Consider the following 26,191-nt stretch of genomic DNA (forward strand, 5'->3'; position numbering starts at 1 on the left):
TTTTTTATTTTAACCGCGTCCGAATACGACTCAATGAGACTGGGGTGATTCCTAAATATGAAGCCACCAGATGCAGCGGGACTCGGTCCAAAATTTCCGGTTCATTTTCAACCAAATTTTGATAACGTTCAACCGGTGATTGTTCAAGTTGATTGAAGAAAATATTGCGATAAGTAATGAAGCGTTCGCACACAAATCGGGTAATCTCTGGTTCGACCTCCGGATAAGTCTGCCGTAACCAATCAAAATCAGTCTTAGTTAAAACCAGTAGCTCGCTGTCTTCAAAACAAGTTAAAGCAAAGCCGCTGGGTTGATCAAGGTAAAAGCTTTCAAAGGATGCCACGATCTGATTCTCAAAGAAAAACTGTAAGGTAATGTCACGTTCAGCACTGCTATGACTAAGCCGGGCTGCCCCACTAATAATGAAATACAAGTGAGTTGCCACGTCACCTTCCGATAATAGGGTTGTTCCCGCGGATACTTTTTTCGCCGTAAACTTACTTTTTAGTGTCGGCCAATGCGCCATCAATGCGGGAAATTGTTGTGCAAAATAATCAGTCAAGTCCATCGTCAATCACCTTCTGCAAACGACTTAACATATGTTAATGCCGCGTTCGTTATTTGTCACTATACTACCATTATTAACTAACGAAAGAAGTTTTGACTAATGAAAACCGTGATTATTTTTGACCATCCGTACACCGCAACCGCTAGTGACAACGTTCCCCACCATCGTTCCTTTTTAGCGGCACTCTTAAAATCTGTGCTGGCACGCTTAAAACAAGCCGGGGACACGATCGACTTAATGGATTTGCATGCTGATCACTTTAATCCGGTCATGTCTGCGGCAGATTTAACTAACTGGCGCCGTGGCCTACCAACTGATCCACAAGTCGCCGATTATCAACAGCGCTTACTCGCGGCCGACCGGATTATCTTCATGTTTCCAGTTTGGTGGGAAGTCATGCCGGCGATGACCAAGGGCTTTTTAGACAAAGTTTACGCCAAAGGCCAACTTTACGACGCCAAATCAATGCGAACAAAATTCAGCAAGCAACCAAAGATTGAGATCATTACAACCATGAGTACCCCCAATTGGGCCTATCGCTTGTTATTCGGTGCCCCACTCGCAAAATTACTTTTTCGCGGTACCTTTCTGAAGACCCGGCTCTGGCAATTTAAATGGCAAAATTTTGCCCAAATTGAGAAAAAATCCTTAGCAGAACGAGAAGCTATTTTGCGTAACTTTAAGTTGTAAGCTGAAAATAATTAATAGACAAATAGACACCCTTGGCGAACAGACTCCTCGTAATTAACACAACAAACGGCTTGATTCAAGATTTAAAGATTTTGACAATGCAATATTTATCGTGATAAATCAGCTGATTTGAGGAACCGGCCACAGTGGCTTTCTCAAATTAGCACAACAAATACTTGACAACCACCATTCTTGCCGGAAAAAATTAACTAACTATTGAAAGTTAAAAATTGCTGGTTTGCACGACTACGTCAACAATCAGGTTATGAAAACTAGTCGATGACCACCGCTTCCGGTTAGTTACGTTTAGCGGAGTCAGTCAAAATCGGTGTGCAGTGTCGGCGAGATTAGTCGACGTTCTTGGCTGACTAAATCTCGCGGGGCAATTCAAAGACGTGTTTTGTCGGCTTGGAATTGAGGCATCAGACCGTACCTTGGCTGGCGCCGTCCCCCACAGCACACCGATTTTGACTGACGGAGCGCTCAATTTAGGTAAGTCTACTTTAGACGTAGTAGTTACACATTTGTGATGCTTTTGAGTCTTTTAACCTTTGGAAATTGGCTTAAAAAAGCGGTTCAGTATGAGTATCGACCTCATCACTGAACCGCTTTTTGAGTTAAATTAATCAAATTCTAAAACTGCAGGTTACCTAACAGGCGCGAAGTAACGCTTGATTTTTGAGGCTAAGACTTCACGGCCATTTTCTGCATACAAGTCATAATCATCAAACATCACTGACGTCGTCTCAATATTTTTGTAGCCAGATTTCAACCTGGCTGGCACGATGTTCAGCGCATTGGAGTCAAAGGTCACTTTTTCACCCTTGATTGCCTCTGTTTTGACCTCATAATCTGAGCCCAATATTGCTTGCAGTTTATCCCGATTAACTGCATCCATTGTCTCCGGAACCATACCAACATAGCCAAATCCCAGCGTCGAAATGACGTAAATATTCACCTTTTTTACCATGTTAATCATCCCCTCGTTGTCTTCAGTATACGCGCCGATGTAACCGTTTTCAATAATGATTTAGCCAAAAAATCACCGCCAAGGTTAACCTAACCCCGGTGGTGATTTTAGTAATAATCGTTAAATATTTAAGATCCAAAGATAGATCATAAAGACGAAGAATAAGACATACATTAATGGATGAATCTCCTTAGCATGCTTCGTCGCCACCATCGTAATCACGTAGGTGATAAACCCAAGGGCAATCCCATCCGAGATACTATAGGTTAGGGGCATCCCAATCACCGTCAAGAAAGCCGGCACGGCAATTTCAAAACGTTCCCAGTGAATTTCTTTGAGCGCTTCGGCCATTAAGACCCCGACAATAATCAAAGCCGGTGCAGTCACCTGACTCGTCACCACGTTCAATAATGGTGAGAAGAACAATCCTAAAATAAATAGTAATCCGGTGACGACCGCGCTAAAGCCAGAACGACCACCCACCGCAATCCCAGTGGAAGATTCAACGTAAGCCGAGGTTGGTGACGTTCCCAACACAGAACCTACCAACATCGACGTTGAGTCAGCCATCAAAGCCTTCCCAACCCGTGGCATCTTATTATTTTTCATAAACCCAGCCTGTTCAGCCAAACCAACTAGCGTCCCAGCCGTATCAAAAAATGTGACTAATAGGAAGGTTAAAACGACAATCACCAACTGAATACTATTGATATCACCAACATGCGCGATTGCGACCCCAAAGGTGGGCTTTAATGACGGCGCTGCTGAAACCCAATGAGCTGGCATCTTAATTAGGCCACTGACCAAACCTAAAATTGACGTTAAGACCATCCCAATAAAGATTCCACCAGGAACTTTGCGACTCATCAAGATCAACGTCACAATCAAGCCAAAGATCGTTAACCAAGTCGTCCCGACAGTCAACGATCCCAAGCTAACAACGGTTGATTTATTAGGCATAATCAAGCCACCGCCACGAAGTCCAATAAAGGCAATGAAGAAACCAATCCCAGCGGAAATAGCTAATTTCATATCACGCGGAATGGCATCGATGATCATTTCCCGTAACTTGAAAAGCGTAATAATCATAAAAATAACAGAAGCAACAAAGACACCGGCTAAAGCCGTTTCCCACTTTACGCCCATCCCAATGACAACGGAATAAGTGAAGAAGGCATTGACCCCTAGCCCCGGGGCAATCGCAATTGGATATTTCGCAACTAACCCCATCAACAAACAGCCCAACGCTGAAGCTAACGCAGTCGCGGTAAAGACGGCGCCTCGACTCATCCCCGAAGCCCCCAAGACACTCGGGTTAACAAAAAGAATGTAAGCCATTGAAACGAAAGTTGTCAAACCAGCTAAACTTTCAGTTCGCCAATTGGTTTTTAATTCTGAAAAATTAAAATATGCCGCAATCTTATTCATAATTTCCTCCAGATAATTGAAATAACAGAAAATGCACATTTGTAAATGTTCGTGTTTTCTTTATTTATCATAGTTATTATAATATCATCGGTCATGATTAAAAGCAATATCCGAACACTAACTAATTAAATATAAATTTATTTCTATTTTTAAAAATAATCGACTAGCGTTAAACTGTAAGTGGTTACAATTCGATTATCATTAGAAAATTTGGAGGATGATCAGAATGGCAAGTTCCAAATTTAGTGCAATTTTCTTCTTAATTTTATATTCAGTCCTACTCTATTTAGTTTTCACCATGCATAACATGGCGGCAATGTACTTAATGGGCATCGGTATGTTTTTAGAAGCTTGTGAAGGCGTCTATTGCAACTTCTTCAAACATTAATCCAGCAACGCGCGTGAGAATATGACCGTTCTCACGCGCGTTTGTGTATAATTAATGTAATCGCTTTATTAAAGGAGTTTTTTTGACATGGCTTTTTTCGGTTACAATGACGCTAAAACCTTGGTTGGTGTCGATGTCGCCATCTATGACTACATTTTGACGCATGAAACCAATATTCCACTGATGCACGTTCGTGATCTCGCAACTGGTGCCCACGTCTCTAACTCATCCGTAATGCGTTTCGTCCAGAAAATGGGTTATAGTAGCTTCCCAGAATTTAGGATTGCCTTCCATAAACAATCACTTGAAGCCTCACCTGATTTGGAAAGTGGTGTCCAATTACTGACAGCGGAGACTTTCCCAAGCACACTACAACGAGACTTAGATACGGTCGCCCACAGAATTTTAGATGCTAATAATGTCATCTTCACTGGGACTGGCTCCTCAGCAAATGTCGCCGAATATGCCAGCCGCTTGACCTCAACCTTAGGTGTCAACAGTTTCCCTGTGACCGATCCCTACTACCCGCTGATTCCACAACTCAAACAGACGACGAAAAACGTGCTAATTACCTTGTCCGTTTCTGGTCAGGCCGCAGAAGTTTTAGGCATGTTACGACAATTTCAAAATGACCCCACCGTCACATTAATCAGTATTACGGGCCATCGTGACAGCCCCATTGCGAAACTCAGCACCACTGTCCTCACGTACCATACTGCGGAACGTCGCATTCATGGTCACTATGATTTAACGAGTCAATTACCCGCAATGACCATCGTAGAAGCCCTCGCCCGCACAATTCGACGGCAAGCACAATTACCACATCATTAAATAGCGCTTCTAAAGCCACTTAAAATAGGCCGTTGTTCCAACCTGATGGTACAACTTATCAAAAACAGATAAAGGCCTATGCAGTAGGATTGTTAGCGCTTATAATTAGGCCATCAACTTGTGTTAGACGTGAAGCATTCACGCACGAAAGGCGGCCAATTATGGCATTTAAAACTAATTTTCTTTGGGGCGGCGCAACTGCTGCCAATCAATTTGAAGGCGCGTATTTAACGGATGGCAAAGGGCTCAGCACGGCGGATGTCATGACTGCTGGTGCTTACGATCATCCCCGGCAAGTGACTTGGAAGAATCCAACAACTGGTGAGACTGGTGCCACGGATTTCGGCTTTGCCACAGACAAACGCCAAGTCCCAGTTGGAACCAATCCCGCAGTGCTTGACAACGAATACTATCCAAGTCATACCGCGACTGATTTTTACCATCACTATGTTGAAGACATTAAGTTAATGGCCGAGATGGGGTTCAAAACTTTCCGTTTAAGTCTCAATTGGTCGCGAATTTTCCCAAATGGGGATGACGCGGAACCAAATGAAGCTGGACTCGTTTTCTATGATCACGTCTTTGCTGAATGTCACAAATATCACATTGAACCTTTAGTCACACTTTCTCATTATGAAACACCGTTAAACCTTGCCATCAAATATAATGGTTGGGCTGATCGTCAAGTCATTGACTTCTTTGTCAAATATGCGAAGTTAGTCATCAACCGCTATCACGATCAAGTCAAATATTGGTTAACCTTTAACGAAATCAACTTAATGGACATGGGGCCTTTCTTAGCCGGTGGTGTCATTGACGGCTCACCACAAAACCGCGCTCAGGCAGCGCATAATCAATTTGTCGCGAGTGCCTTGACCGTTCAGGCCGCCCATGCAATTGATCCTAAAATTCAAGTTGGTCAGATGCTGGCTTACAGTCCGCTCTACGCCTATACCGCTGATCCAGCTGACCAACTCAAAGTACAACTCCAGCAGCAGGCCACACTCTTCTACAGCGACGTGCAAACGGGTGGTCATTATCCTAACTATCGACTCAACCAATATGCGCGTGATGGCATTAAACTTGATGATCGTCCTGAAGATTACGACTTGTTGGCGAAATACCCAGCAGATTTCTTAAGCTTCTCTTGCTATGGCTCTAATACGGTTACCACTCATGAAGATAAGGGCGATGCTGCCGGCAACTTTATGACTGGTGTTAAAAACCCTTACCTAGAAACCAATGCTTGGGGCTGGGCAACCGATCCAGATGTCTTGCGGATTGCGCTCAATACCCTCTTCGACCGTTACCACAAACCACTCTGGATCGTGGAAAACGGCATCGGTTGGGCGGATGAATTGACAGCTGATCAAAAAATTCATGATGATTATCGAATCAAGTATTTACAAGCCAACTTAAATTCAATGCGTGATGCTGTAACCATTGACGGTGTTGACCTGATGGGTTACACCATGTGGGGCTGCATCGATCTCGTTTCCGCCGGTACTGGGGAAATGAAGAAACGCTATGGCTTTGTTTACGTTGACCGTGATGACATTGGCAATGGGAGTTTGAAACGGATACCCAAGGACTCCTTCTATTGGTATCAAAAAGTCATTGCCAATAACGGTTCCGATTTGAGCAATTAACTTGGTGTTAATTGACTGGGTGTGTTTCCCGACCCTTTTGATATCACAAACCAGCAAACACAACCCCAGCCAGTTTGGTTTGTTGGCCCAGTAATTACCGCCACTTCTAAATAGTTAAGCAGCCAATTTCAATTAATCGTTGAAATCGGCTGCTTTTTTTCATCATTAATTTGTCACTCTGGTTGGGTTGAAATAGTAACTAAGATTATTTTAATCAGCATTATGAATCACTCGAAAATTTTCAAATAATGAAATCAGACTTAAAAGTGAAGTTATTTAACGGCAGGTGGAAACAATGGACTAATTACCGATAATGCAGATCATCATCACCGGTTTGCCCAAGTTGCATGACTTGGTTACTAATCGTTTCCATCATCGTTAACGCTTCGTTGATCTGTGATTCACCCAATTTATCGACCCATTTGTCAAAGTGCGCCGTGATCGCAGAACTGACTAAGACTTCCACACGTTGGCCGGCTTCGGTCAAATGTAGATACAGTCGCCGCCGGTCTTGCGGATCTGGCACTTGAAAGACATAATGTTGCGCCAGTAACGCCTTAATTTGGCGTGAAATCGCACTCCGCGTTACTTGCCGCTGCAACGCAATATCATTTAACGTTACCGCATCCGTTGTCGCAATTCGCCGGAGGATCAGGAACTGTTCAAACGACAGCTTATTTTGAGTCAAGGGCCATGCCACCAAGTCCGCCATAATCTTGGTTGTATTTTGATAAGCCTCAAAATAGTTGTTTAATAATTTGCTCAAATCAGCATTCGTCATTGCACTCACCATCATTTCAAATTTGCATTGTTAGCATTTTTTAGAATATAACACGCCTTTAACCAATTTGCACAGAATCACCTGCACTTTCCCCGGATTTTCCTATGTAAAGCATCCTGCCTAACAATTCAGGCTTACAAAGTGTATGATAGAAGTTGAGGAAACGCTTACGAAAAGGGGCTGACAATATGACTCTCTCGCCGTTACATCAGGTCGAATTAGACCTCATGGAAACTGTGATCAACATCTGCGACGCTGAAAATATCGATTACTTTCTCATCGGTGGGTCACTGCTGGGTGCCATTCGCCATCATGGCTTTATTCCATGGGATGACGATATCGACATCGGCATGCGCCGTAGCGAATACCAACGCTTTATTACCGTCGCCAATCGCTATCTCGACCCTAACAAGACCTTTTTACAAACTGGCGCGAGTGATCCAGACTACGGTCTCAGCTACATGAAATTGCTCGACGTCAATACTTATATTGAAGAGAAAAACAACGTCAACAATGCATTTAAAGGCGTCTTCGTGGATATTTTTCCATTTGATAAAATTCCAAATGACGACGCCTTACGCCGTTCACAAATGATGCACTTTAAATTTGAAGATGCGGCGATTTTACTGCGGCTAAACTATAACTTTGTTAAGACGCCGTTACGGGACATCATTCGCAAGAAGAGTGCGCAACAACTCGCCGAAGTGAATGCCCAAAAACAGGATCGTGAAGGTTACATGCGTTTATACGAACAATCGGACTCGCGAACCTATAAAAACTTGGCTTCTCAATATGATTATGACAAAGAAATTCTATCATATGCCGAGCTAACTGAATTACAGACCGCACCATTTGAAACGCTACAGGTCAAAATTCCAAGCGCCTATGATCAGATTCTCACGCGCATGTATGGTGACTATCTAGCGTTACCACCAGCTGACCAACGAGTTGAAAAGCATCTGAACAAACTAATTATTAATAATAAAGAAATTTTATAGGCCCACTCGTGCAGTTCAGAAACGGCTCGGTTATTGCTGGACTGCGCTTTTTTAGTTTTAACTAAATCTTTACACGAATAAATAAATTTTTACGTCTTTTTGATGGAAATTTACGTGCGCTTGCGTATGTTAAACTGAGAGAAACCAATTTCGGGCACTCTGTGAGAAAACACAGGGATTGCGCATCAAAAGACTCAAACGGGGGATCAACATGGCAGCAAAATTATTCGGTATTATGATGATCAATGTCCAAAGCATTGAGCTTTCAATCGTCAATCTACGCACTTTACGCCAAGTTGAGCGTGTCCGTTCTGACGTGTCATTAGGTGAAGATATTTATGATCAACACACCATTGACTACGATTCCGTCGAACAAGCCACGCAAGCTTTAACTGGCTTTATTCAAATCATGCACGATTACGGCGTCAGCGACTACCATTTGTGGGGATCATGGTCGTTGTCAACGGCAAACAATGCAGATTACATTCAAGACCAATTGCTCGTTCGAACTGGTTTGAAAATCGATTGGCTTTCTAGTAGCCAAGAAACATACTTGCGTTCGGCCGCTGTCGCCGTTCATTTTCCAAAGTTCAAACAAATGATCCAAGCCCCGACCTACTTATTGGGAATTAATTCTGGGAGTGTTGGGATTTCACACTACGACCAAGGAACCTTTGCGTTTTCACGAAGTCTCCGCCTTGGTCCTGTTCGGATTGCCGAAGTCCTCGAAGATCTCCAATCCAGTGTGCCAAACTATGTTGAAGTCTTGGACGATTACATTTCAAGTCAGATCGCGGACTTTGGCCGTTTCTTACCTGAAACTCGCCAACAACCTAGTAATGTGGTCATGTTAGGGGTGGCTCCCTTCTCTAATTTATTCCAACGCCAACAGTCAAAAGCCGGCGTCGAAGAATTAAGCAAGGCTGACTTCAAGACTTTATATGACGATGTGATCAACGCATCCGATCAATACTTAATGGATAAGTATGAAGTTGATGAAGGCGATGTTCGTCTAATCATCCCGGAACTACTCCTAATTAATGAATTATTACAATTGACTAACGCCGAAACGATTTGGCTCGGCAATGTCACAGCTTTAGATGGCTTGATCATTCAAGAAGCCGTCAAATTGGGCTACAAAAAATATAATTTCAATGATCAAATCGTGACAGCCGCTAAAAACTTGGCGGATCGTTACAACGTTGAACCTAAGCACCGCGATTTAGTCACTAAGTTCTCGATGCATTTATTTGATCAACTCAAGCCACTCCATCACCTTGGCAAACGTGATCGCCTCTTGCTACAAGTGGCTTCAATCGTGCATGATGTAGGGAGCTATATTGATCCTCATCAACATTATATGCATTCAGACTATATCTTACGGGCGACCGAGTTAACAGGCCTGACAAATGACGAGAAACAAACGATTGCCACAATTGCGCGTTACCATAGTGCGCAAACGCCATCCAAAGATATTAAACATTTTGAACATATGAGTTTGGAACAACGTTTAGTCGTTTCAAAATTATCGGCAATTTTGCGATTAGCTGATGCACTGGATGATGGTCGGCGCCAAAAGATCAGCAAAATTTCCGTTTCCATTAAAAATCCACAAGTCATCATCACTTGCTATGCGCACGATGACCTATTCTTAGAAAATTGGGTGTTTTCACAAAAGGCTGAGTTCTTCAAGGAAGTCTTTGGCCTGACACCCGTGATTAAACGTCGGGGGGTACGTTAATATGAATTATCAAAAGGAAAGCTATTATACCAACCGCGAATTAAGTTGGCTAGATTTCAACTATCGCGTCTTAGACGAAGCCCGCGATAAAGACAATCCACTCCTGGAACGCGTGCGTTTTTTGGGGATCACTCAAAGTAATTTGGATGAATTTTTCACGGTCCGCGTGGCGTCATTACGTAAATTAGTTTCGGTTAATTACACAAAGACTGATCCAGCTGGTTTAACACCTGCTGACCAAGTTGCTGCCATTAGCGACCAAGCCCATGAAATGGTCAAACGTCAATATAACACGTTAAACCGCTCACTTTTGCCGTTATTGGAACAACATGACATCAAGTTATTAAGCATGGCCGAACTGACTGAGGAACAGCATGAATTTGTCAAAAACTATTTTGATGACGAATTGTACCCAGCATTGACACCGATGGCAGACGACTCATCACGTCCCTTCCCATTTATTGGTAATAACACCTTAAATATCGCGTTACGGATCTATAAAAATGGCAATAAAAAAGACCGTAAATTTGCAACGGTCCAAGTACCAGATGTGTTTCCACGAGTTGTCATTTTACCAGGCGCCGAAAATCGCTTTATTTTGATTGAAGATATCATCAAGGCGTTTGTGGGCTCATTATTCATTAACTACACAGTTAAGGAAACCAGTGCCTACCGGGTCATCCGAGATCTCGATTTAGACGTTGCCGAAGAAGATACTTCCGATCTATTAAAAGAAGTTCAAAAGCAATTGAAAATGCGGGAACACGGGAAAGTCATGCGCTTAGAAGTTGAAAAGAGCATGAGTAAACATCAACGTACACGGCTAGCACGTGCGCTGGGAACCACGGAAAGTTCACTCTATGTCGTCAACGGACCGCTCGATTTAACTTTCTTATCGAAGTTAGTCAAATCAATTACCGGTCATGATGATCTCAACTATCCTAAGTATCATGCTTACTATCCCGCAGTTTATCGGGAAAAATCAATCTTCGACTTGATTAAAGATCATGATATTTTGATGCAATATCCCTATGACGACTTCCAACCGGTTGTCGATTTCATTCACGAAGCCGCTGAAGATAAAAACGTTTTGGCTATCAAAATGACGCTTTACCGGGTTTCAGCAGACTCACCAATTATTAAGTATTTAGGTCAAGCAGCACAAAATGGCAAACAAGTTACCGTGTTAGTTGAAGTTAAAGCGCGCTTCGATGAGGAGAACAACGTCCACTGGGCTAAGAAGCTTGAAGAAATGGGTTGCCACGTCATTTATGGGCTGATTGGCTTAAAGACTCACTGTAAGTTGGCCTTGGTCGTCCGTCGTGAAAACGAAGGCATCAAACGCTACATGCACATGGGAACTGGGAATTACAACGATGTCACGGCCCATTTCTATACCGATATGGGCTTATTCACTGCCGACACTGACATGGGAATTGATGCGTCGAACATCTTCAACATGTTATCTGGTTATTCTGAACCCCCTTATTTCCATAAATTGCACATTTCACCAGATGGCATCCGCGACTTCATCAATGAAAAACTGGATGCCGAAATTGCAGTCGCCAAGGCTGGCCGACCTGCCCTAGTTAAAATGAAGATGAATTCCCTTTCTGATCCGCAAATTATCAGTAAACTCTATGAAGCTTCCCACGCAGGCGTCAAAATTCAGCTGATTATTCGTGGGATTTGTTGCCTCCGAACAGGTATCAAAGGAATTTCAGATAATATTGAAGTACATTCCATCATCGGTCGTTTACTCGAACACAGTCGGATTTACTATTTCAGCAATGATGGTGAGCCACAAATTTACCTTTCGAGTGCGGACATGATGACTCGGAATTTAAATCGTCGCGTTGAACTACTCTTCCCACTGTTGCAACCTGAAATCAGCGATCGCGCCATAACAATTTTTGAAACCATGTGGCATGATACTGTCAAAACACGAATTTTACAGGCGGACAACAGTTTTCAAAAATGTGATCGTCGTGGTTTACCAACCTTGGATTCACAAGCAGCCTTTATTGCTGGTGCTGAAAAGCGGGTGGCCGGTGATCATGCTACCCCGACACCCAAGAGTAGCGCCCATCAGTTTATTCCGATGATGAGCCCGAAGAATGAACCGAACCCGTTAGGTAATGATGGAGATGAGCAATAGATGGAAAATTTTGCTGTAATTGATTTAGGCTCAAATTCTTGTCGCATGACCATTACTCAGATTCAGCCCGATGGTAGTTACACCGTCACACATCGGTTAAAGGAAATGGTGCGATTGTCCGAAAATGAGGACGAGTCAGAAATGCCCACCTTACAACCAGCAGCTATCGACCGGACAATCGCCGCGTTACAATCTTTTAAGGCAGTTTACGAAAAGTTACCGAATCTAACAATCAAAGCAGTTGCTACGGCTGCGACTCGTAAAGCAACCAATCAAAAAAAGTTTCTGAAGCGGGTCAAATTAGAAGTCGGTTTGACAATCGATGTGATTCCAGGCACCAGTGAAGCCTACTATGACTATCTCGGAGTTGTGAATACGCTGCCAACCACCAACTGTGTCATGATGGATACCGGTGGCGGTAGCTGCGAACTTGTTTTAATCGTTAACGGCCAAGCCAAGCACTTAATTAGTTTACCGATTGGTGCGGTGAGCCTGTCCGAAAAATTCAACTTGAATGACCAAATTCCAGCCAGCGCCCTCTTTGACACCATGACTTTCGTCGATAAATTATTCAATAGTGTCTGGTGGTTACGCAACGGCCTCAACTTACCGCTAGTTTGCTTAGGTGGCAGTAACCGAACGTTGGCTAAAATTAACCGCCGTAAAAGCAACTTGCTAAACTTCGAAGATATTCATGGCTATCGGCTACGTGACGAGGCAATTTATCGTACCTTTAAAGAAGTTCTTTCGCAAGATGCCGCCGGTCGGGCCAAGATTCCCGGCCTAGCAAAAGATCGCGCCGACATTATCGTTGGTGGGATGATTCCGGCAATCATGTTAATGCGCTTCCTGGACTCAGACCGCATCATCTTCTCGCAAAATGGTTTGCGAGAAGGGATTCTGTTTGAACATCTGACCGAATTAGCTGAACAAAACAACAAAGTGACAGAATAAGGTTTAATGAAACGACAATAAAGCACTCAATCAAGAAATCAACTTGATTGAGCGCTTTATTGTTTGGAACAACTTATTGAATTAACCTAACACTTTAGCGAATCACTAAGACTGAAACCGGTGAATACTTTGCCATATAGGCTGCTTGGCTTCCAAAACGCCGCGCGAGTCCCTTTTTAGCAATCGAACCAATAATTAATAAATCTGGTTGCAGATGTGGAATGACATCTTTAACGATTGTTTCCCCAGGTTCACCTTCTGCAATGAGAGTCCGGACGTGTTGAGCACCAGCATCCTGTGCTTGTTTCTGATACTTCAATAGATGCTTTTGAAGTTCGTCACGTTCCCCATGAACATAATCCTTGTTTAACGCTTGGTAAACGTTCATCTCATCATTTTCCAAAATCGACACGATTACTAACTCAGCATCGGTTTGGACCGCTTGTTGAATCGCATATTCAAAAGCTAACATTGCATCAGCTGAATCATCAACCCCAACTAAAATCCGTTTAAAAGTTGTACTCATCGTTACTCACCATCCTTAGCTGTGGCCGCTTGTTGCGCCGCATAACGTTGATTACCACGCCGTAAATCGTAAACGGTCCAGACAAGTAGGGCCAAAATTGCTGCCACTAATACGTAAGCAATGATTGTTGATAATGTTTGTTCACCGGCTGACGGCTTATCCCCAAAGAACCCTAACACGGCATCTGGCAGACCAATCATGTTCAGAACAGTCAAACCAATGACCGACAACCAACCTAAAACTTTGATTACCAGTGAATTCTTGAAACGATTACCCATTTCAACTTTGCTATCAGTCATCATTAGTAACGGTAGCATCGAGAATGGTAAGGCAAACGCCAAGAAGACTTGCGAGTTATTCATTAAATTATTCAGCGCCGTATGTTCATCAATGGCACTCTTACCACTAGTCAACATGACACAAATGAGCACTGGAATAACTGAAATAAGCCGTGTGACTAATCGACGTAACCATAGTGGCATCCGCATATGCACGAAGCCTTCCATAATCACTTGCCCAGTCAATGTCCCAGTAATTGTTGAATTTTGTCCTGAAGCTAATAAGGCGATGGCAAACAATGCTGAAAGTAACCCAGATTTAGCCACACCAATTAAAATACCATTACTGAGCATTGACGTATTCGATAAGGCTTCATACAAACCAAAGAATGAAGGATCTTTAACCGCACCGCTCTTGAAGACAGCGACACCCATGATTAAGAGTAATGCATTCACCACAAACGCAAAGGACAATTGAATATTTGAATCCCAAGCCGCAAATTTAACGGTCCGAGCCACATCATTTTCATCACTGTGGTCAATTTTACGCGTTTGTGAAATAGCCGAATGTAAATACAAGTTATGTGGCATAACCGTCGCACCGATGATTCCTAAAGAACCAGATAACGGTGTCATCCCAGCAACGCTCCGTGACGTTGAGAAGGTGGCGGCTGTTGGGACCAACCCCTTAATCACACCACCCCAGTCAGGGCTAGAAAGTGCGACTTGATAGACGAAGACAAATAGAATGACTAGGATCAAACAAACCACGATTGCTTCAATCTTTCGAAAGCCAATTTTGGTCAATAATAGCAAAACTAATACATCAAACACCGTAATAAATACCGCGACAACTAGCGGAATTCCGAATAATAAATATAACGCAATTGCTGCCCCGATAACTTCCGCAATATCGGTCGCCATAATAGCAAACTCAGTTAAAATCCATAAAACAATCCCCAATGACTTACTAGTTCTCGCTCGAATAGCTTGGGCTAAATCCATCTGACTCACGATTCCAAGTTTAGCTGCCATGTATTGTAGTAACATCGCAATCAAACTTGAAATCAAGATGACAGACATTAACATGTACTGATAGTTTTGCCCACCAGTAATTGACGTCGACCAATTACCTGGATCCATATAACCAACTGCGACTAAGGCACCTGGCCCAGAATAGGCAAATAAAGTTTTCCAAAAATTAAGGTTCTTGGGTACTTCAATCGTGCCGTTGATCTCTTCTAAGGATGGGCCATTCGCATATTGAATGAGCTTATGCTTCTGGCCACCCATTGCATTTTCTTTGTTCAAGTAAAACTCCCCCTTTGTTTAATTTGAATTAATTGAACAGTTGTAATTGTACTATAAACAATCCCAAATGGAAATGTTTTTTAGGCGTGCCTAGAAAATTATCCGTTGCTAGTCATGATTTAAGCAACGAATTGTTACCGGTCCGCTGTCAAACTATAACCAGTGTCACAGCAACCTTGTTGGCGCTACCATATTTTTTTGATTTCAGCGTACAACTTTCCTCTGCCGACCTAAAATAAAAATTTTAAATACGCAAAAAAAGGCTGTTGACAGCGACTAGCTAAACTAGTCTTAGTCAACAACCAGGTAATAGGAAGTAGTTCTTTATTGAATAAATTCGTTATCGACGCTTAGCGGAGTCAATCAAAATCGGTGCGCAGTGTCGGTAAGATTAGACGGCGCTCTTAGCTGACTAATCAAAGACGTGTTCTTTCGGCTTTGAATTGAGGCACCAGACCGTACCATGGCTGGTGCCGTCCCCCCACAGCACACCGATTTTGACTGACGGAGCGTTGAAATTGAGTGGGTCTACTTTTAGATAGACAACCCGCTACTTACCGTGTTGTTCATCTTGATCTTTTTTCCAACTATTAGGACTCCATAGTTGCCCTTCCATCGACCCGCGGAGACTTTCAATTTCTGCCTGCTGGTCCTCGATCACTTTAATAATCGCCACAAGGGTAGCTTCATTTGCAGAGGTCTGCAACTTTTTTAATTCCGTAATTGCCCACATTGATTGATCTTCTTCACTCATGCTAAAAACTCCTTTAACTTATCTAGATTCACCGACAATGTTCACATTTAAATTGTACACAAGATAAGCTGACTGAACAACAACTTCACTCGCCGATATAAAAAAAGATCCCGGCGTTAACCGGAATCTTTGATGACTATTACCCAACTGCTTGTTGGTCGTCATCGTACAATTTTTGTTGAATTTGACGTAGTTCTGACTTACGCACTGAACGTGGCAAGAATGCCCGAATGTCTTCTTCGTTGTACCCGATTTGTAAACGACGCCCATCATAAATGATTGGTCGTTTTAAGAGTTGTGGTTTTTCAACGAGCAGATCTAATAACTGGTTAAAGCCAAGATCCGACAAGTCAATGTGCAATGCTTTGAAAGCCTTAGAACGCGTTGAAACAATGTCCTCAAAGCCATTTTCGGTTAGCCGGAGGATCTGTTTCAATTCATCGCGATCTAGAGGGTTCGCAATAATGTCGCGTTCATTGAAAGCAATGTTGTTAGCAACTAACCATGCGCGGGCACTACGGCTTGACTTGCTAGATGTTGAATAATATAAATTTACTGTCACGATGAATTCCTCCTAAGTTTACAGTAAGCGATTTTCTTACTTACTTTTATATAGTAAGTATACGTTGTTAGTCAAGAATAGTCAAGGTTTGTCAGAACTTTTTTGTTGACGTTTTTGTGATTTATGTTTGACCAAATTCAAAACTAAACGACTGGCGACAAAAGCGGTATCTCAATGACGAGATACCGCTCAAACCGTTTTGACTTACTAACTGCCCAGGCTGGGATCGAACCAGCGACCTCTTGATTAACAGTCAATTATTCTACCGCTGAACTACTGGGCAATTTTGCTACTCAATAGTTATAACACATCTACTAAACCAAAATCAATCATTTTTCTAATTTTATTTTAATTTGTTCACAGAAATTATTAATCACAAATCCTAGAGTGGATATAGGCCGAAGCAGGACATCACTGTAAAATCTTCTTTATTAATAACTTTTTTAAGCGTATTTCTAATGTCATACTCACTTAGATTAGAACGCAGATCAAAATAGTAATCACCTTTATTATTGTGGACCGATAACAGCCATTTACCCAATTCAGCAAACTGTTCCGTGTCTGGTTCGTCTTTTTGATGCCGAAACATCACGTGAAAAGTCGGTTTCCAAGTGCCTTCATCGTTGCCTGTCAGCTGGACTAATGTGCGAACCTGTCGATGCAACCGAATTGCCGCGACAATGCTCGTCGTCACTAACAAACTACAAAGTAACATTCCTAGTCCCAGTCCACTCAAAAATGTGTCTGTCGGAATCATGAACCGTGTTTGATTGGCAAACAAGATTGCAGCACTCATCATTAGCCAAAAAACAACTACCGCACCGTTAACCCAATTTAAAGCCGTGTCGCGAGCTTGCCGCACCACTTTCAATCGATACTCATCATCACCCTTAACGACACGATCATTGGTCGTAATTCGTGAGTAAACGGCGGCCAACCGATGATGCTTAAAATGATAACTTGCTAACGGGTGAAAGGTGTCGACCATTGCGATCAGGGTTTCCGTTGGTAAGTATTCAACCAGCACTCGGCCTGGTTGCGCCACTGCTTTAAATTGATAACAGTAGCCAAAAATTCCGGTTAGCTGTTGACCACGCTGGGCTTGCCGATTGAGCCATCGGGATTCTGCGGCCGACCCTTTTAAAAAGAATTTTATTTTTTGCATCTGCTGAACCTCCATAACCTTTAGAGTTATTGCATTGGAAGTTCATTATAGCTAGATTGGTCCATTTTTCAATTGGACACAAGTTTTTGTTAGTGGTCAAAACAAACCCTTCAGAATCGAGTTGGCATCCAGTTGGCAATGATATCCCTTTCACTTTTGCTAAATCGGTATAGTTAAAATCCGCTAAAAGTTTCAATTTCAATTCGATCGTTAAATTAACGATTGTTATCGGCCGATTATTCACAAATTTATGAAAGCATGATAATATCAGACATAATGTTAACGATTTCAATTAACTTAAACTGCTAATAGAATAGAAGGAAAACTGTATGACTGCCGAATACATTATGGCAATTGACGAAGGGACGACCAGCACCCGCGCGATTATTTTCGACCATGCTGGTCATCAAGTGGCTGACTCGCAACGTGAGTTTCCACAATACTTTCCCCAGCCTGGCTGGGTCGAACACAACGCAAATGAAATTTGGAATGCTGTTTCTTCCACGATCGCCAATGTTTTTATCAACTCTGGTATCCATCCCAGTCAAATCAAAGGCATTGGGATTACAAACCAACGTGAAACAACCGTTGTCTGGGATAAGCGCACCGGCTTACCAATCTACAACGCCATCGTTTGGCAATCACGTCAAACTGCGCCACTTGCCGATCAACTAATTGCGGATGGTGCCGGCGAGTTAATTCATAAGCACACCGGTCTCGTGACGGATGCTTATTTTTCTGCCACTAAAATTCGTTGGATTTTAGACCATGTCCCAGGGGCACAACAACGAGCGGAAAACGGTGACTTGTTATTTGGGACCATTGATACTTGGCTCGTCTGGAAACTGACCGGTGGCGCCGCACATGTCACTGATTATTCCAACGCCAGTCGAACAATGTTATTTAATATTCACGATTTGGAATGGGACGACGGCATCCTTAAACTGCTCAATATTCCTCGCGCCATGTTGCCTGACGTCCGCTCAAACTCCGAGGTTTATGGGACCACGAAGGACTATATCTTCTACGGAAGTGCGATTCCAATTAGTGGGATGGCCGGTGACCAACAGGCAGCACTGTTCGGTCAAATGGGCTTTGAAACGGGAATGGTTAAAAATACGTACGGCACCGGGGCCTTCATTGTCATGAATATTGGCGAACAACCCCAACTTTCCGATAATAACCTGTTAACTACCATTGCCTATGGACTTGATGGGAAAATCACTTATGCCTTGGAAGGCTCGATTTTTGTCGCGGGATCTGCAATCCAATGGTTACGAGATGGGATGCAATTGGTCGAATCCGCACCTGATTCCGAAGTACTGGCACGTGAGTCACATAATCATAATGAAATCTATGTTGTGCCAGCCTTTACGGGATTAGGGGCACCCTATTGGGATTCCAATGCGCGTGGCGCTGTCTTCGGTTTAACCCGGGGTTCCACCCGGGCTGACTTCGTCAAAGCAACCTTACAATCCCTCGCCTACCAATCACGCGATGTCATTGACACCATGAAAAATGACGCCGGCGTTGAGATTCCCACTTTGAAAGTCGACGGTGGCGCCGCCCGTAATGATTGGTTAATGCAATTTCAAGCAGATATTTCAGACGTGCAAATTCAGCGGGCAGCCGACTTGGAAACCACCGCGTTAGGGGCTGCATTTCTAGCTGGCTTAGCAGTTGGCTACTGGTCCGACCTCGATGAAATTAAAGCCGCTCATCAGATTGGTGACCAATTCACCCCTAAGATGGGCGCAGCCGAACGCGACAACCTCTACGCGGGCTGGCAAACGGCCGTTAAAGCGGCTCAATTATTCAAACACACGCCCTATGAAGGCTAATAAAAAGCTTCCGAGATTTTTTCTCGGAGGCTTTTTCACTTGGTTCATCAGAGCGCAAGAACACATGCCGACTAATCGTCAATTTCTGGTAAAAAGCCTTGGCGGCGGGCAATCTTCAAAAAGTCACGCCGTTTTGCAGCGGTCCCTAGGGCTTCTCTAGTCATGTCAGCCAGATGTTCATCACGGGCATTATCCCCACGCTGCTGGTAGTAATCATGTAGCCGCGTATCAAATTTAGTCAATTCAGTTTGATAGTCACTGGGTTCAGCATACTGATTTTTGAATAGCATGGCATCTAATCCCAGCCGGGGCTTAATCTCTGGTTGAGTTGCTGGGTAACCAATTTGAAAACCAAACACCGGTAGCGTTAATGCCGGTAATTTTAGTAAATCGATAACCGCTTGCGTGTCATTATTGATCGAACCCAACACCACACTGCCTAGACCTAAACTTTCTGTCACCATCACCATGGCTTCCGTCATCAAGGTCGCATCTTCCACACTCCCCATAAAACGGTCTAATTCGGTCAGTGCACGCTTTGCAATCGGTGTTGCAGCTAATTGTACATTACGATGCTGGTCCGCTAATACGACCAGCAAGCGCCCTTGTGTCGCAACCGTTGCCCGCGTCGTAATCTTGGCAATTGCCTGCCGAATTACAGGATCAGTCACTTCAATCAAACTATACGCCTGCAAATACTGGCTAGTTGGCGCATGTTGCGCAGTTGACACAATCTTTGCTAAAGTCTCATCCGTAACTGGTTGTCCCGTGAAATTTCGATAGCTACGATGAGATTTTAAATTATCAATCACTAATTCCGACATACTTTACTCATTCCTATTCTGGTTCAAATTCACTTGCTTGTGGACATCAGATTGACCATTATTTACTTATCTCAGACCGTTTCCGGTCATATTAAGGAAAGCACCGATGATTCCCCAAAACATCTTCAACGGCCCTGTAATGGCCTAATTTCCAGTCAGATAACCTTGATTTACAATAACACTTTCATTAAACCGAGACACGAAAAAAGCACCAGCGCTGACCGATGCCAATCATATTACCCAATATGGTTTTCTTTTAAAATCAAGTAGACTTCCGCTTGCATATCTGGGGTCTTAGTCCATTCATCCCAATGATCCATTGATTCATCCGGTATTTCAAAATTTTTATTGATATAATCTTGGTATTTTTCAACATGGGTTGAATGGGGAATGTTCAATTGTAAAATTCGGACTTGCTTAATAAAACCACGTTCAGCGGCCAATTCAGCACGGCCATTCATGACCATATTGCCAATTTCCATATAAGTTGTGCCATCGTTACGCGTAATTTCTTGAATTAAATCCAAGACTTCATGATTTTTCAAAACGAATCCCTCACTTCATTTTTAGTATAGCTGGGGTTCGGGATAGTGTCAAAAGCTAAGAGTGGGGATTTGCGCATCGGCTAATCTATTGTCGGTCCTTAGATTAACTGCCGAAACGTGTTCAGCGCCACTGAGGATTCCGCTTGCTATGCTAAGGGCCCAATGCAAGAAATGCATTTGACCCTTAGCTAGGCAATGCTCACCCTCAAACCGTGGCACTTCACACTCTAGACAAAAAAACCACTATCCAAAGATAGTGGTCGGCATAAGAGAGAAAGAGAATTGATTAGAAGGTAACTAAATACCTTACAAACTAAGGATAATCGAAATTGTAAGCGTTGTCAACGGTTAGCAAAAATAAATACTTAAATTATTTGAATTTTATATTTGCCCGGATAGTACCGACGTCAGAAGCAACTTTAACAGGACTGTTATCTGGTTTCTATCCCAGCGTGAAGCAGTTCTCAGTCATCATAAAATTAATTAGTTCAACTAACATTGACCAGTAGTCCCTCCTTAATTACGCATGCCAGAATGTTGATGCTAGTTAAAATACTATTAAATAAATATCTGATGAACATTTTGTTGATTATACCGGCCGCAATTTTTGGCGATTCGTCTTGTGATAAAATTTACAAAATAATCACTATCCAGCTGGGCAATCATTCGCATTCCACACCGTAATGAAATATACTAATAGTATTAAAAGAATTGTCAGGCATGCATTGGAGTGAATGAGTTTATGAAGATAATTGAGCATCAGGCCAACGGGATAAACTATTACACATTAGTGAACAATCATCACATGAGCGTGACCATCATGGATTGGGGTGCCACGATAACCGCAATCAGGACCCACGATAAAGATGGCAAATATGCCAACGTCATTTTAGGTTTCGATAATGGCGAAGACTATATTACTTATCAATCATTTTTCGGGGCCACGATTGCGCGCGTTGCGGGCGTCCTTAAAAATGCCCACTGGCGCGGTTACGACTTAACGCAAAATTTTGGTGAACATAATTTAAATGGCGGTAATATGCCGCAAATTTCCTTTGAGCCTTGGTTTCTGGAACGTAAATTACAAACATCGACACAAGTCGGCCTAGTCATGCAGTACATCACTTTGGATGGCGAGAATGGTTTCCCTGGGACCATGACGATTACGGCAGATTTCATTTTAGATGATACTGGAAAATTTACGATCAGTTATACAGGGAAAAGCGACAAAGCCACGCTCTTCAATCCAACTAACCACGCTTACTTCAACTTAAGTGGTGATGCTGACCGATTGATCGACCACCAAATTTTGAAAATCAATGCCGATGAATACTGTGCACTCAATAAACATGGGATTCCAACCGGTAAATTGCCTTGGGTCACCGGCTCACCGTTTGATTTTCGTGACCGAACTGAAATTGGACCACAGATCGCCAAACTTAAAGACGGCCTCCACCATGGCTTTGTGTTAAACAACACGCCTTATCCGCAAGTGGAGTTACTGGACCGTGTTAGCGGACGCAAAGTCACTTTACGGACTGACGCTAAAGCCATCGTCGTCTCCAGCGCGACCAACTATCGTGACGATCGTTATCGCTTAAATGGTGGCAAACCGATGCGCTCACAATTAGGCGTCTCTTTACAACCACAAACGTTACCTGATGCAATTCACCACAAAGAATTCGGGAGTATCATTATCGAACCGAATGTGCCTGTCACCACGCAAACCGCTTATCAATTTTCAAATATTTATGATGTCTAACCAAAAAAGGACCGGCAATTGCCGATCTTTTTTATTACTACCTAGACTGAATGTCCTCCGAAAAGTCAATGGCTTTTATCCGGCCATGCCGTCGACCGTAAAACAACATACTAAAAATTGAAAAGATAACAAGAATGCTTAGCAACACCCCAATTTGTGGCCAAGCCGAATTACCGACCATTAAAGTATTACGTAACCCACTGACCGCATAACTCATCGGCAACCACGGATGAATTGTTTGGAAAAAATGGTTAGATAACTGAATGGGATAGGTTCCCGCCGAACCGCCAAGTTGTAAGACCAACAAAATCATACTAAAGAACGCCCCCACCTTGCCGAAGACTAGATTTAACCAATAGACAATGCTCATAAAGGCAAGTGCAATACTGATTAACAACCCAAATGTTGCCCACGGATGAATGGGTGCTAATCCGTCAATCAAGATTAACAGGCCTTCAATCAATACCGCTTCCCCAAATGCGAAGACAGCGAGGATTGAACCTTTACCAGTCCACCACCGAAACCCATTTTTAGGATATTTCCGTGGGGTATACATATCAAACATCATATTAAACGCGAGTGCCCCCACAAATAACGAAACTGACATCATATAGGGCGCCATGCCAGTCCCATTGTTCTGAGCATCATCCGAATCATCAGTACGAGTTGTGGTCGGTTTCGCCAACTGATCATAAGTCAACTGAGTTGGCCGGATACTGGCTTGCTCACCAGTCGTCGCCAATGTGGTTCCTAGCTGATGATTCCCATTTTGAACTTGAGTTAAACCATTTGCGAGTTGCGAACCACCTTGCGCTAACCGCTCACTTCCAGTTGCTAACTGCATGGCCCCAAACGATAATTGCGTGGCACCATTAGTCAAGGTCGGCCCTTGCTGAGCTAACGTCGACAACCCACTAGTCAAACTCGTAGCACCTTGTTGTAAACTGGCCCCATTTTGACTTAACTGCCGCGTTCCACTAGCCAATTGCTGATTACCATTCACCAATTGGCTGGTTCCACTCAACAAGCCATCACTAGCACTGGTTAAGTTAGTCATCCCACTCGCCAACCCGGTTGCGCCATTAGCTAGTTTTTGCGTCCCAGCTGTCAAAGCAGGGGTTTGAGTCGCCAAAGTCTGGGTACCTTGATTCAAGGTCTGGAAACCTAGCGTCGCTGCTTGTAATTTTGCTGTCAGCGTCTGGGACCCTACACTCAGCGCCGCTAATTTGTTGCCTAATGTCTTTTGATCCGAAGTAGTTGTCTGTAACACCTGTTTTAATGTTGCTAATTCAGTCTCAGTTTGCTCAGGTCTTGCCCCGGCGCTGACCACTTGATCCAATTGAGCAAGAGCAGTTGTGACTGCCGTATTAGCTGTTGAGGGCTGATTAGCGGTAACGGTGGCTAAAATTGCTTGCTTCTGTGCCGCCGTTAACTTTTGGGTATCCGCCGTAGAAGCTACTTTGCTTGCCAGTTCATCATTGGGCTGCGCCTCAGTCACAACCTGTTTCACCTGTGCAATGGCGGCTTTAATTGCCACTAATTGTGTTGTTTCCGCATTATGGCTCAGTGATTGGGCTAATTGGTCAAATAACTGATTCAACTGTGTTGTCCACGTATTGTGATTGGCAGCCAATTGAATTTGATCTAGCGCCGTTGTTAGTTGCTGACTTCCCGCATTTAACTGCTTTAGCCCTTGTTCGAATTGTTGGCTATTGCTGGCAAGTTCAGCTGTCCCATGAGTTAATGCGGTCGTTTTCTGGTTAAGCGTGGTTAAATTTTGTTGTAGTGTTTGTACACCTGTATTAGCCTGCTCAACCCCGTTCACGTAGCCCCAGGTTCCAGTTTGAAGAATTGCTGAACCAGTTGCCAACTTTTCGGCTGCTTGGTTGGCCTGAGTCACCCCCGTCGTATAACTTTTGACGCCACTAGCTAATTTTTGACTGCCACTCAAGGCCTGGTCAACCCCCTTTAAATAATGATTTAAACCAATCACCAATTGCTTATTACCAGTGTTTAAGGTCAACGTACTAGCTGCCAGTTGCGTTAAGCCAGTCGTGATTTTTCGATCAGCAACAACTGCTTGCTGACTGCCATCCGCTAATTTCTGGTTGGCCTGACCAGCCTTGGACATGCCGATTCCTAGAGACTTAATACTACTAAACATCGTTTTAGCATAAGTCCGTGTCACTTGAGCCGCCACCTGATCTGTAGCTGTTTTAGCCGCGCTAGTCGTCATTTTCGAAGCGGTGTAGTTGTGTCCGGCACTCGTTGCGGCCTGCAGCACCATCTTTTCTGGTTTAGCTTGCATTAAAGTTGTGGCATTCTTAGAAAAATTACGTGGAATTGTCAAAACCATGTAAACTTGGCCGTGGTGTAGTTTCTTTGTCGCCTGCCGCGCCCCCATGACTTTAAAATCCATCGCTGTCGACTTAGCTAGGGACTTGGTCAAATGCTGACCAGCGGCCCAACGAGTCCCGTGATACATCGTGGCTTGATCGTGATTCACAACCGCAACCGGCAACGCTTGTAACTTACCATATGGGTCCCACATTGACTTTAAAAAAGTTACCGCATAAATTGATGGAATAAATTCAATCACAATCAAGACAATCAAGATAAACTTGTGTCGCCATAAATATTGCCATTCAGCTTTAATCATGTGCCAATCCCCCATTGTTATGCTATGCTTTTGCTGAGATAATCCTCATGTGTGGTCATAGCATACGGAGTTTGGCCTTAAAATACCACAACAGACTTAGCCAAAATGAGGAATAAGCCACAATTATGCCACATCTGGGGTCTAACAAGATAAGGAGGCCAGCCACATGGTCAAAACAGATCGACGGGTAGTACGAACAAATCAAGCATTACGAACAGCTTTTCGCCAACTTGCCCTCACTCATCAATATCGCGAGATCACTGTCAAGCAGCTCACTGCCATCGCAAATGTTAATCGGAAAACCTTCTATCTTCATTTTGACTCTATTGACGATTTAGCGGCTACCTTCAGTCATGAGAGTGCAAAAGAGATTTTAAACTTAATTAATCAGCATGATTTAAAAACAAGTCTGGCTCAATCCGGTTTAATTTTTGATCAACTTGCCACCTTTTATAACCAGTCGCGAGATTTCAATCGACTAGTACTCGTTAACGATGATTACAGTTTTATTGCTCGCAAGGTTCAAATTGAAGTTGCGCGTGGCCTGACTGCTAATCTTCAAGTAGCCTATCAGCTTTCCAAAACAGATGCTTTCATTTGTGCTAATTTTCTAATTCATAACATGATGACTTTTTTCCGATTGTTCTTTACCGGGCAATTAGATTTGACCCCCGAGCAATTCAAACAACGACTAGTCTCACTGAATTCAACCGGTATCCATCAATTTTTCTATCCGTCTGAACCATAATTACTGTTCATAAGTGCCAAAAAAAGGTACCTGTCTCAAATTCACGACAGGTACCTTTTG

The 26,191-nt window shown here is 43.2% G+C and carries 23 protein-coding genes and 1 tRNA gene; 11 read left to right on the forward strand and 13 right to left on the reverse strand.

Annotated features, from left to right (window positions below; genetic code table 11):
- Positions 1 to 4 precede the first annotated feature (4 nt).
- Positions 5 to 568, reverse strand: a complete 564-nt coding sequence (locus FFM64_RS01280) for a Crp/Fnr family transcriptional regulator (RefSeq protein WP_137606186.1) — start codon at positions 566 to 568, stop codon at positions 5 to 7.
- Positions 569 to 667: 99 nt separating this feature from the next.
- Here FFM64_RS01280 and FFM64_RS01285 point away from each other — a divergent pair, with 99 nt between their 5' ends.
- The gene (locus FFM64_RS01285; RefSeq protein ID WP_137606187.1) at positions 668 to 1,258 is read left to right on the forward strand and encodes an NAD(P)H-dependent oxidoreductase; all 591 of its coding nucleotides are present in this window, start codon (positions 668 to 670) and stop codon (positions 1,256 to 1,258) included.
- A gap of 646 nt (positions 1,259 to 1,904) precedes the next feature.
- Here the strand turns inward: FFM64_RS01285 and FFM64_RS01290 are convergent.
- Together FFM64_RS01290 and FFM64_RS01295 are read right to left on the reverse strand one after the other, a co-directional pair.
- Entirely contained in the window at positions 1,905 to 2,228 is a 324-nt protein-coding gene (locus FFM64_RS01290; protein ID WP_137606188.1) for a hypothetical protein, read from the reverse strand.
- A 120-nt stretch (positions 2,229 to 2,348) separates the two neighbouring features.
- On the reverse strand, positions 2,349 to 3,656 hold the full coding sequence (locus FFM64_RS01295) for an NCS2 family permease (RefSeq protein ID WP_137606189.1): 1,308 nt from the start codon (positions 3,654 to 3,656) through the stop codon (positions 2,349 to 2,351).
- A gap of 226 nt (positions 3,657 to 3,882) precedes the next feature.
- Here FFM64_RS01295 and FFM64_RS01300 point away from each other — a divergent pair, with 226 nt between their 5' ends.
- From FFM64_RS01300 to FFM64_RS01310, 3 genes are all read left to right on the forward strand, one after another.
- On the forward strand, positions 3,883 to 4,044 hold the full coding sequence (locus tag FFM64_RS01300) for a hypothetical protein (protein WP_137606190.1): 162 nt from the start codon (positions 3,883 to 3,885) through the stop codon (positions 4,042 to 4,044).
- A gap of 87 nt (positions 4,045 to 4,131) precedes the next feature.
- Positions 4,132 to 4,875, forward strand: coding sequence for a MurR/RpiR family transcriptional regulator (locus FFM64_RS01305; RefSeq protein WP_137606191.1), 744 nt, complete (start codon positions 4,132 to 4,134; stop codon positions 4,873 to 4,875).
- A gap of 161 nt (positions 4,876 to 5,036) precedes the next feature.
- A complete protein-coding gene (locus FFM64_RS01310; RefSeq protein WP_137606192.1) occupies positions 5,037 to 6,524 on the forward strand; it encodes a glycoside hydrolase family 1 protein in 1,488 nt (495 codons plus the stop codon).
- Between the two features lie 304 nt (positions 6,525 to 6,828).
- Here the strand turns inward: FFM64_RS01310 and FFM64_RS01315 are convergent, their stop codons facing one another.
- A complete protein-coding gene (locus tag FFM64_RS01315; protein ID WP_137606376.1) occupies positions 6,829 to 7,305 on the reverse strand; it encodes a MarR family winged helix-turn-helix transcriptional regulator in 477 nt (158 codons plus the stop codon).
- A gap of 188 nt (positions 7,306 to 7,493) precedes the next feature.
- On the opposite strand from FFM64_RS01315, the gene FFM64_RS01320 reads away from it, so the two are divergent.
- The 4 genes from FFM64_RS01320 to ppx all read left to right on the forward strand — a co-directional run bounded on the left by FFM64_RS01320 (position 7,494) and on the right by ppx (position 13,156).
- Entirely contained in the window at positions 7,494 to 8,303 is an 810-nt protein-coding gene (locus FFM64_RS01320) for a LicD family protein (RefSeq protein ID WP_137606193.1), read from the forward strand.
- Between the two features lie 211 nt (positions 8,304 to 8,514).
- A complete protein-coding gene (locus FFM64_RS01325; protein ID WP_137606194.1) occupies positions 8,515 to 10,044 on the forward strand; it encodes a Ppx/GppA phosphatase family protein in 1,530 nt (509 codons plus the stop codon).
- A gap of 1 nt (position 10,045) precedes the next feature.
- A complete protein-coding gene (locus FFM64_RS01330; RefSeq protein WP_137606195.1) occupies positions 10,046 to 12,202 on the forward strand; it encodes an RNA degradosome polyphosphate kinase in 2,157 nt (718 codons plus the stop codon).
- Complete coding sequence (gene ppx / locus FFM64_RS01335; RefSeq protein ID WP_137606196.1) at positions 12,203 to 13,156, forward strand: exopolyphosphatase; 954 nt, start codon at positions 12,203 to 12,205, stop codon at positions 13,154 to 13,156.
- 94 nt (positions 13,157 to 13,250) lie between these two features.
- Here the strand turns inward: ppx and FFM64_RS01340 are convergent, their stop codons facing one another.
- The 6 genes from FFM64_RS01340 to FFM64_RS01365 all read right to left on the reverse strand — a co-directional run bounded on the left by FFM64_RS01340 (position 13,251) and on the right by FFM64_RS01365 (position 17,752).
- Positions 13,251 to 13,682: a universal stress protein gene (locus FFM64_RS01340; protein ID WP_137606197.1), complete on the reverse strand. Its 432-nt coding sequence runs from the start codon at positions 13,680 to 13,682 to the stop codon at positions 13,251 to 13,253.
- 2 nt (positions 13,683 to 13,684) lie between these two features.
- Positions 13,685 to 15,253, reverse strand: coding sequence for an Nramp family divalent metal transporter (locus tag FFM64_RS01345; protein WP_137606377.1), 1,569 nt, complete (start codon positions 15,251 to 15,253; stop codon positions 13,685 to 13,687).
- Between the two features lie 568 nt (positions 15,254 to 15,821).
- Positions 15,822 to 16,025: a hypothetical protein gene (locus tag FFM64_RS01350; RefSeq protein ID WP_137606198.1), complete on the reverse strand. Its 204-nt coding sequence runs from the start codon at positions 16,023 to 16,025 to the stop codon at positions 15,822 to 15,824.
- 139 nt (positions 16,026 to 16,164) lie between these two features.
- Positions 16,165 to 16,587, reverse strand: coding sequence for a Spx/MgsR family RNA polymerase-binding regulatory protein (locus FFM64_RS01355; RefSeq protein WP_137606199.1), 423 nt, complete (start codon positions 16,585 to 16,587; stop codon positions 16,165 to 16,167).
- A 211-nt stretch (positions 16,588 to 16,798) separates the two neighbouring features.
- Positions 16,799 to 16,870 (reverse strand) — tRNA-Asn (locus FFM64_RS01360).
- 99 nt (positions 16,871 to 16,969) lie between these two features.
- Positions 16,970 to 17,752: a hypothetical protein gene (locus tag FFM64_RS01365; protein ID WP_137606200.1), complete on the reverse strand. Its 783-nt coding sequence runs from the start codon at positions 17,750 to 17,752 to the stop codon at positions 16,970 to 16,972.
- 329 nt (positions 17,753 to 18,081) lie between these two features.
- Here FFM64_RS01365 and glpK point away from each other — a divergent pair, with 329 nt between their 5' ends.
- Positions 18,082 to 19,593, forward strand: coding sequence for a glycerol kinase GlpK (gene glpK / locus FFM64_RS01370; RefSeq protein ID WP_137606201.1), 1,512 nt, complete (start codon positions 18,082 to 18,084; stop codon positions 19,591 to 19,593).
- A 71-nt stretch (positions 19,594 to 19,664) separates the two neighbouring features.
- On the opposite strand, the gene FFM64_RS01375 is transcribed toward glpK, so the two are convergent.
- Positions 19,665 to 20,417 (reverse strand): nitroreductase family protein, encoded by a 753-nt coding sequence (locus FFM64_RS01375; RefSeq protein WP_137606202.1) that lies wholly within the window; start codon positions 20,415 to 20,417, stop codon positions 19,665 to 19,667.
- A gap of 236 nt (positions 20,418 to 20,653) precedes the next feature.
- Positions 20,654 to 20,962 (reverse strand): hypothetical protein, encoded by a 309-nt coding sequence (locus FFM64_RS01380; protein WP_137606203.1) that lies wholly within the window; start codon positions 20,960 to 20,962, stop codon positions 20,654 to 20,656.
- A 742-nt stretch (positions 20,963 to 21,704) separates the two neighbouring features.
- On the opposite strand from FFM64_RS01380, the gene FFM64_RS01385 reads away from it, so the two are divergent.
- Positions 21,705 to 22,724 (forward strand): aldose epimerase family protein, encoded by a 1,020-nt coding sequence (locus FFM64_RS01385; protein WP_137606204.1) that lies wholly within the window; start codon positions 21,705 to 21,707, stop codon positions 22,722 to 22,724.
- A 37-nt stretch (positions 22,725 to 22,761) separates the two neighbouring features.
- Here the strand turns inward: FFM64_RS01385 and FFM64_RS01390 are convergent, their stop codons facing one another.
- A complete protein-coding gene (locus FFM64_RS01390; RefSeq protein WP_137606205.1) occupies positions 22,762 to 25,383 on the reverse strand; it encodes a YhgE/Pip family protein in 2,622 nt (873 codons plus the stop codon).
- A gap of 166 nt (positions 25,384 to 25,549) precedes the next feature.
- Between FFM64_RS01390 and FFM64_RS01395 the strand changes: the two genes are divergently transcribed.
- On the forward strand, positions 25,550 to 26,131 hold the full coding sequence (locus FFM64_RS01395; RefSeq protein WP_137606206.1) for a TetR/AcrR family transcriptional regulator: 582 nt from the start codon (positions 25,550 to 25,552) through the stop codon (positions 26,129 to 26,131).
- Positions 26,132 to 26,191: the final 60 nt, after the last annotated feature.

This window comes from Lactiplantibacillus daoliensis (genome assembly GCF_005405005.1).
GTDB lineage: Bacteria > Bacillota > Bacilli > Lactobacillales > Lactobacillaceae > Lactiplantibacillus > Lactiplantibacillus daoliensis.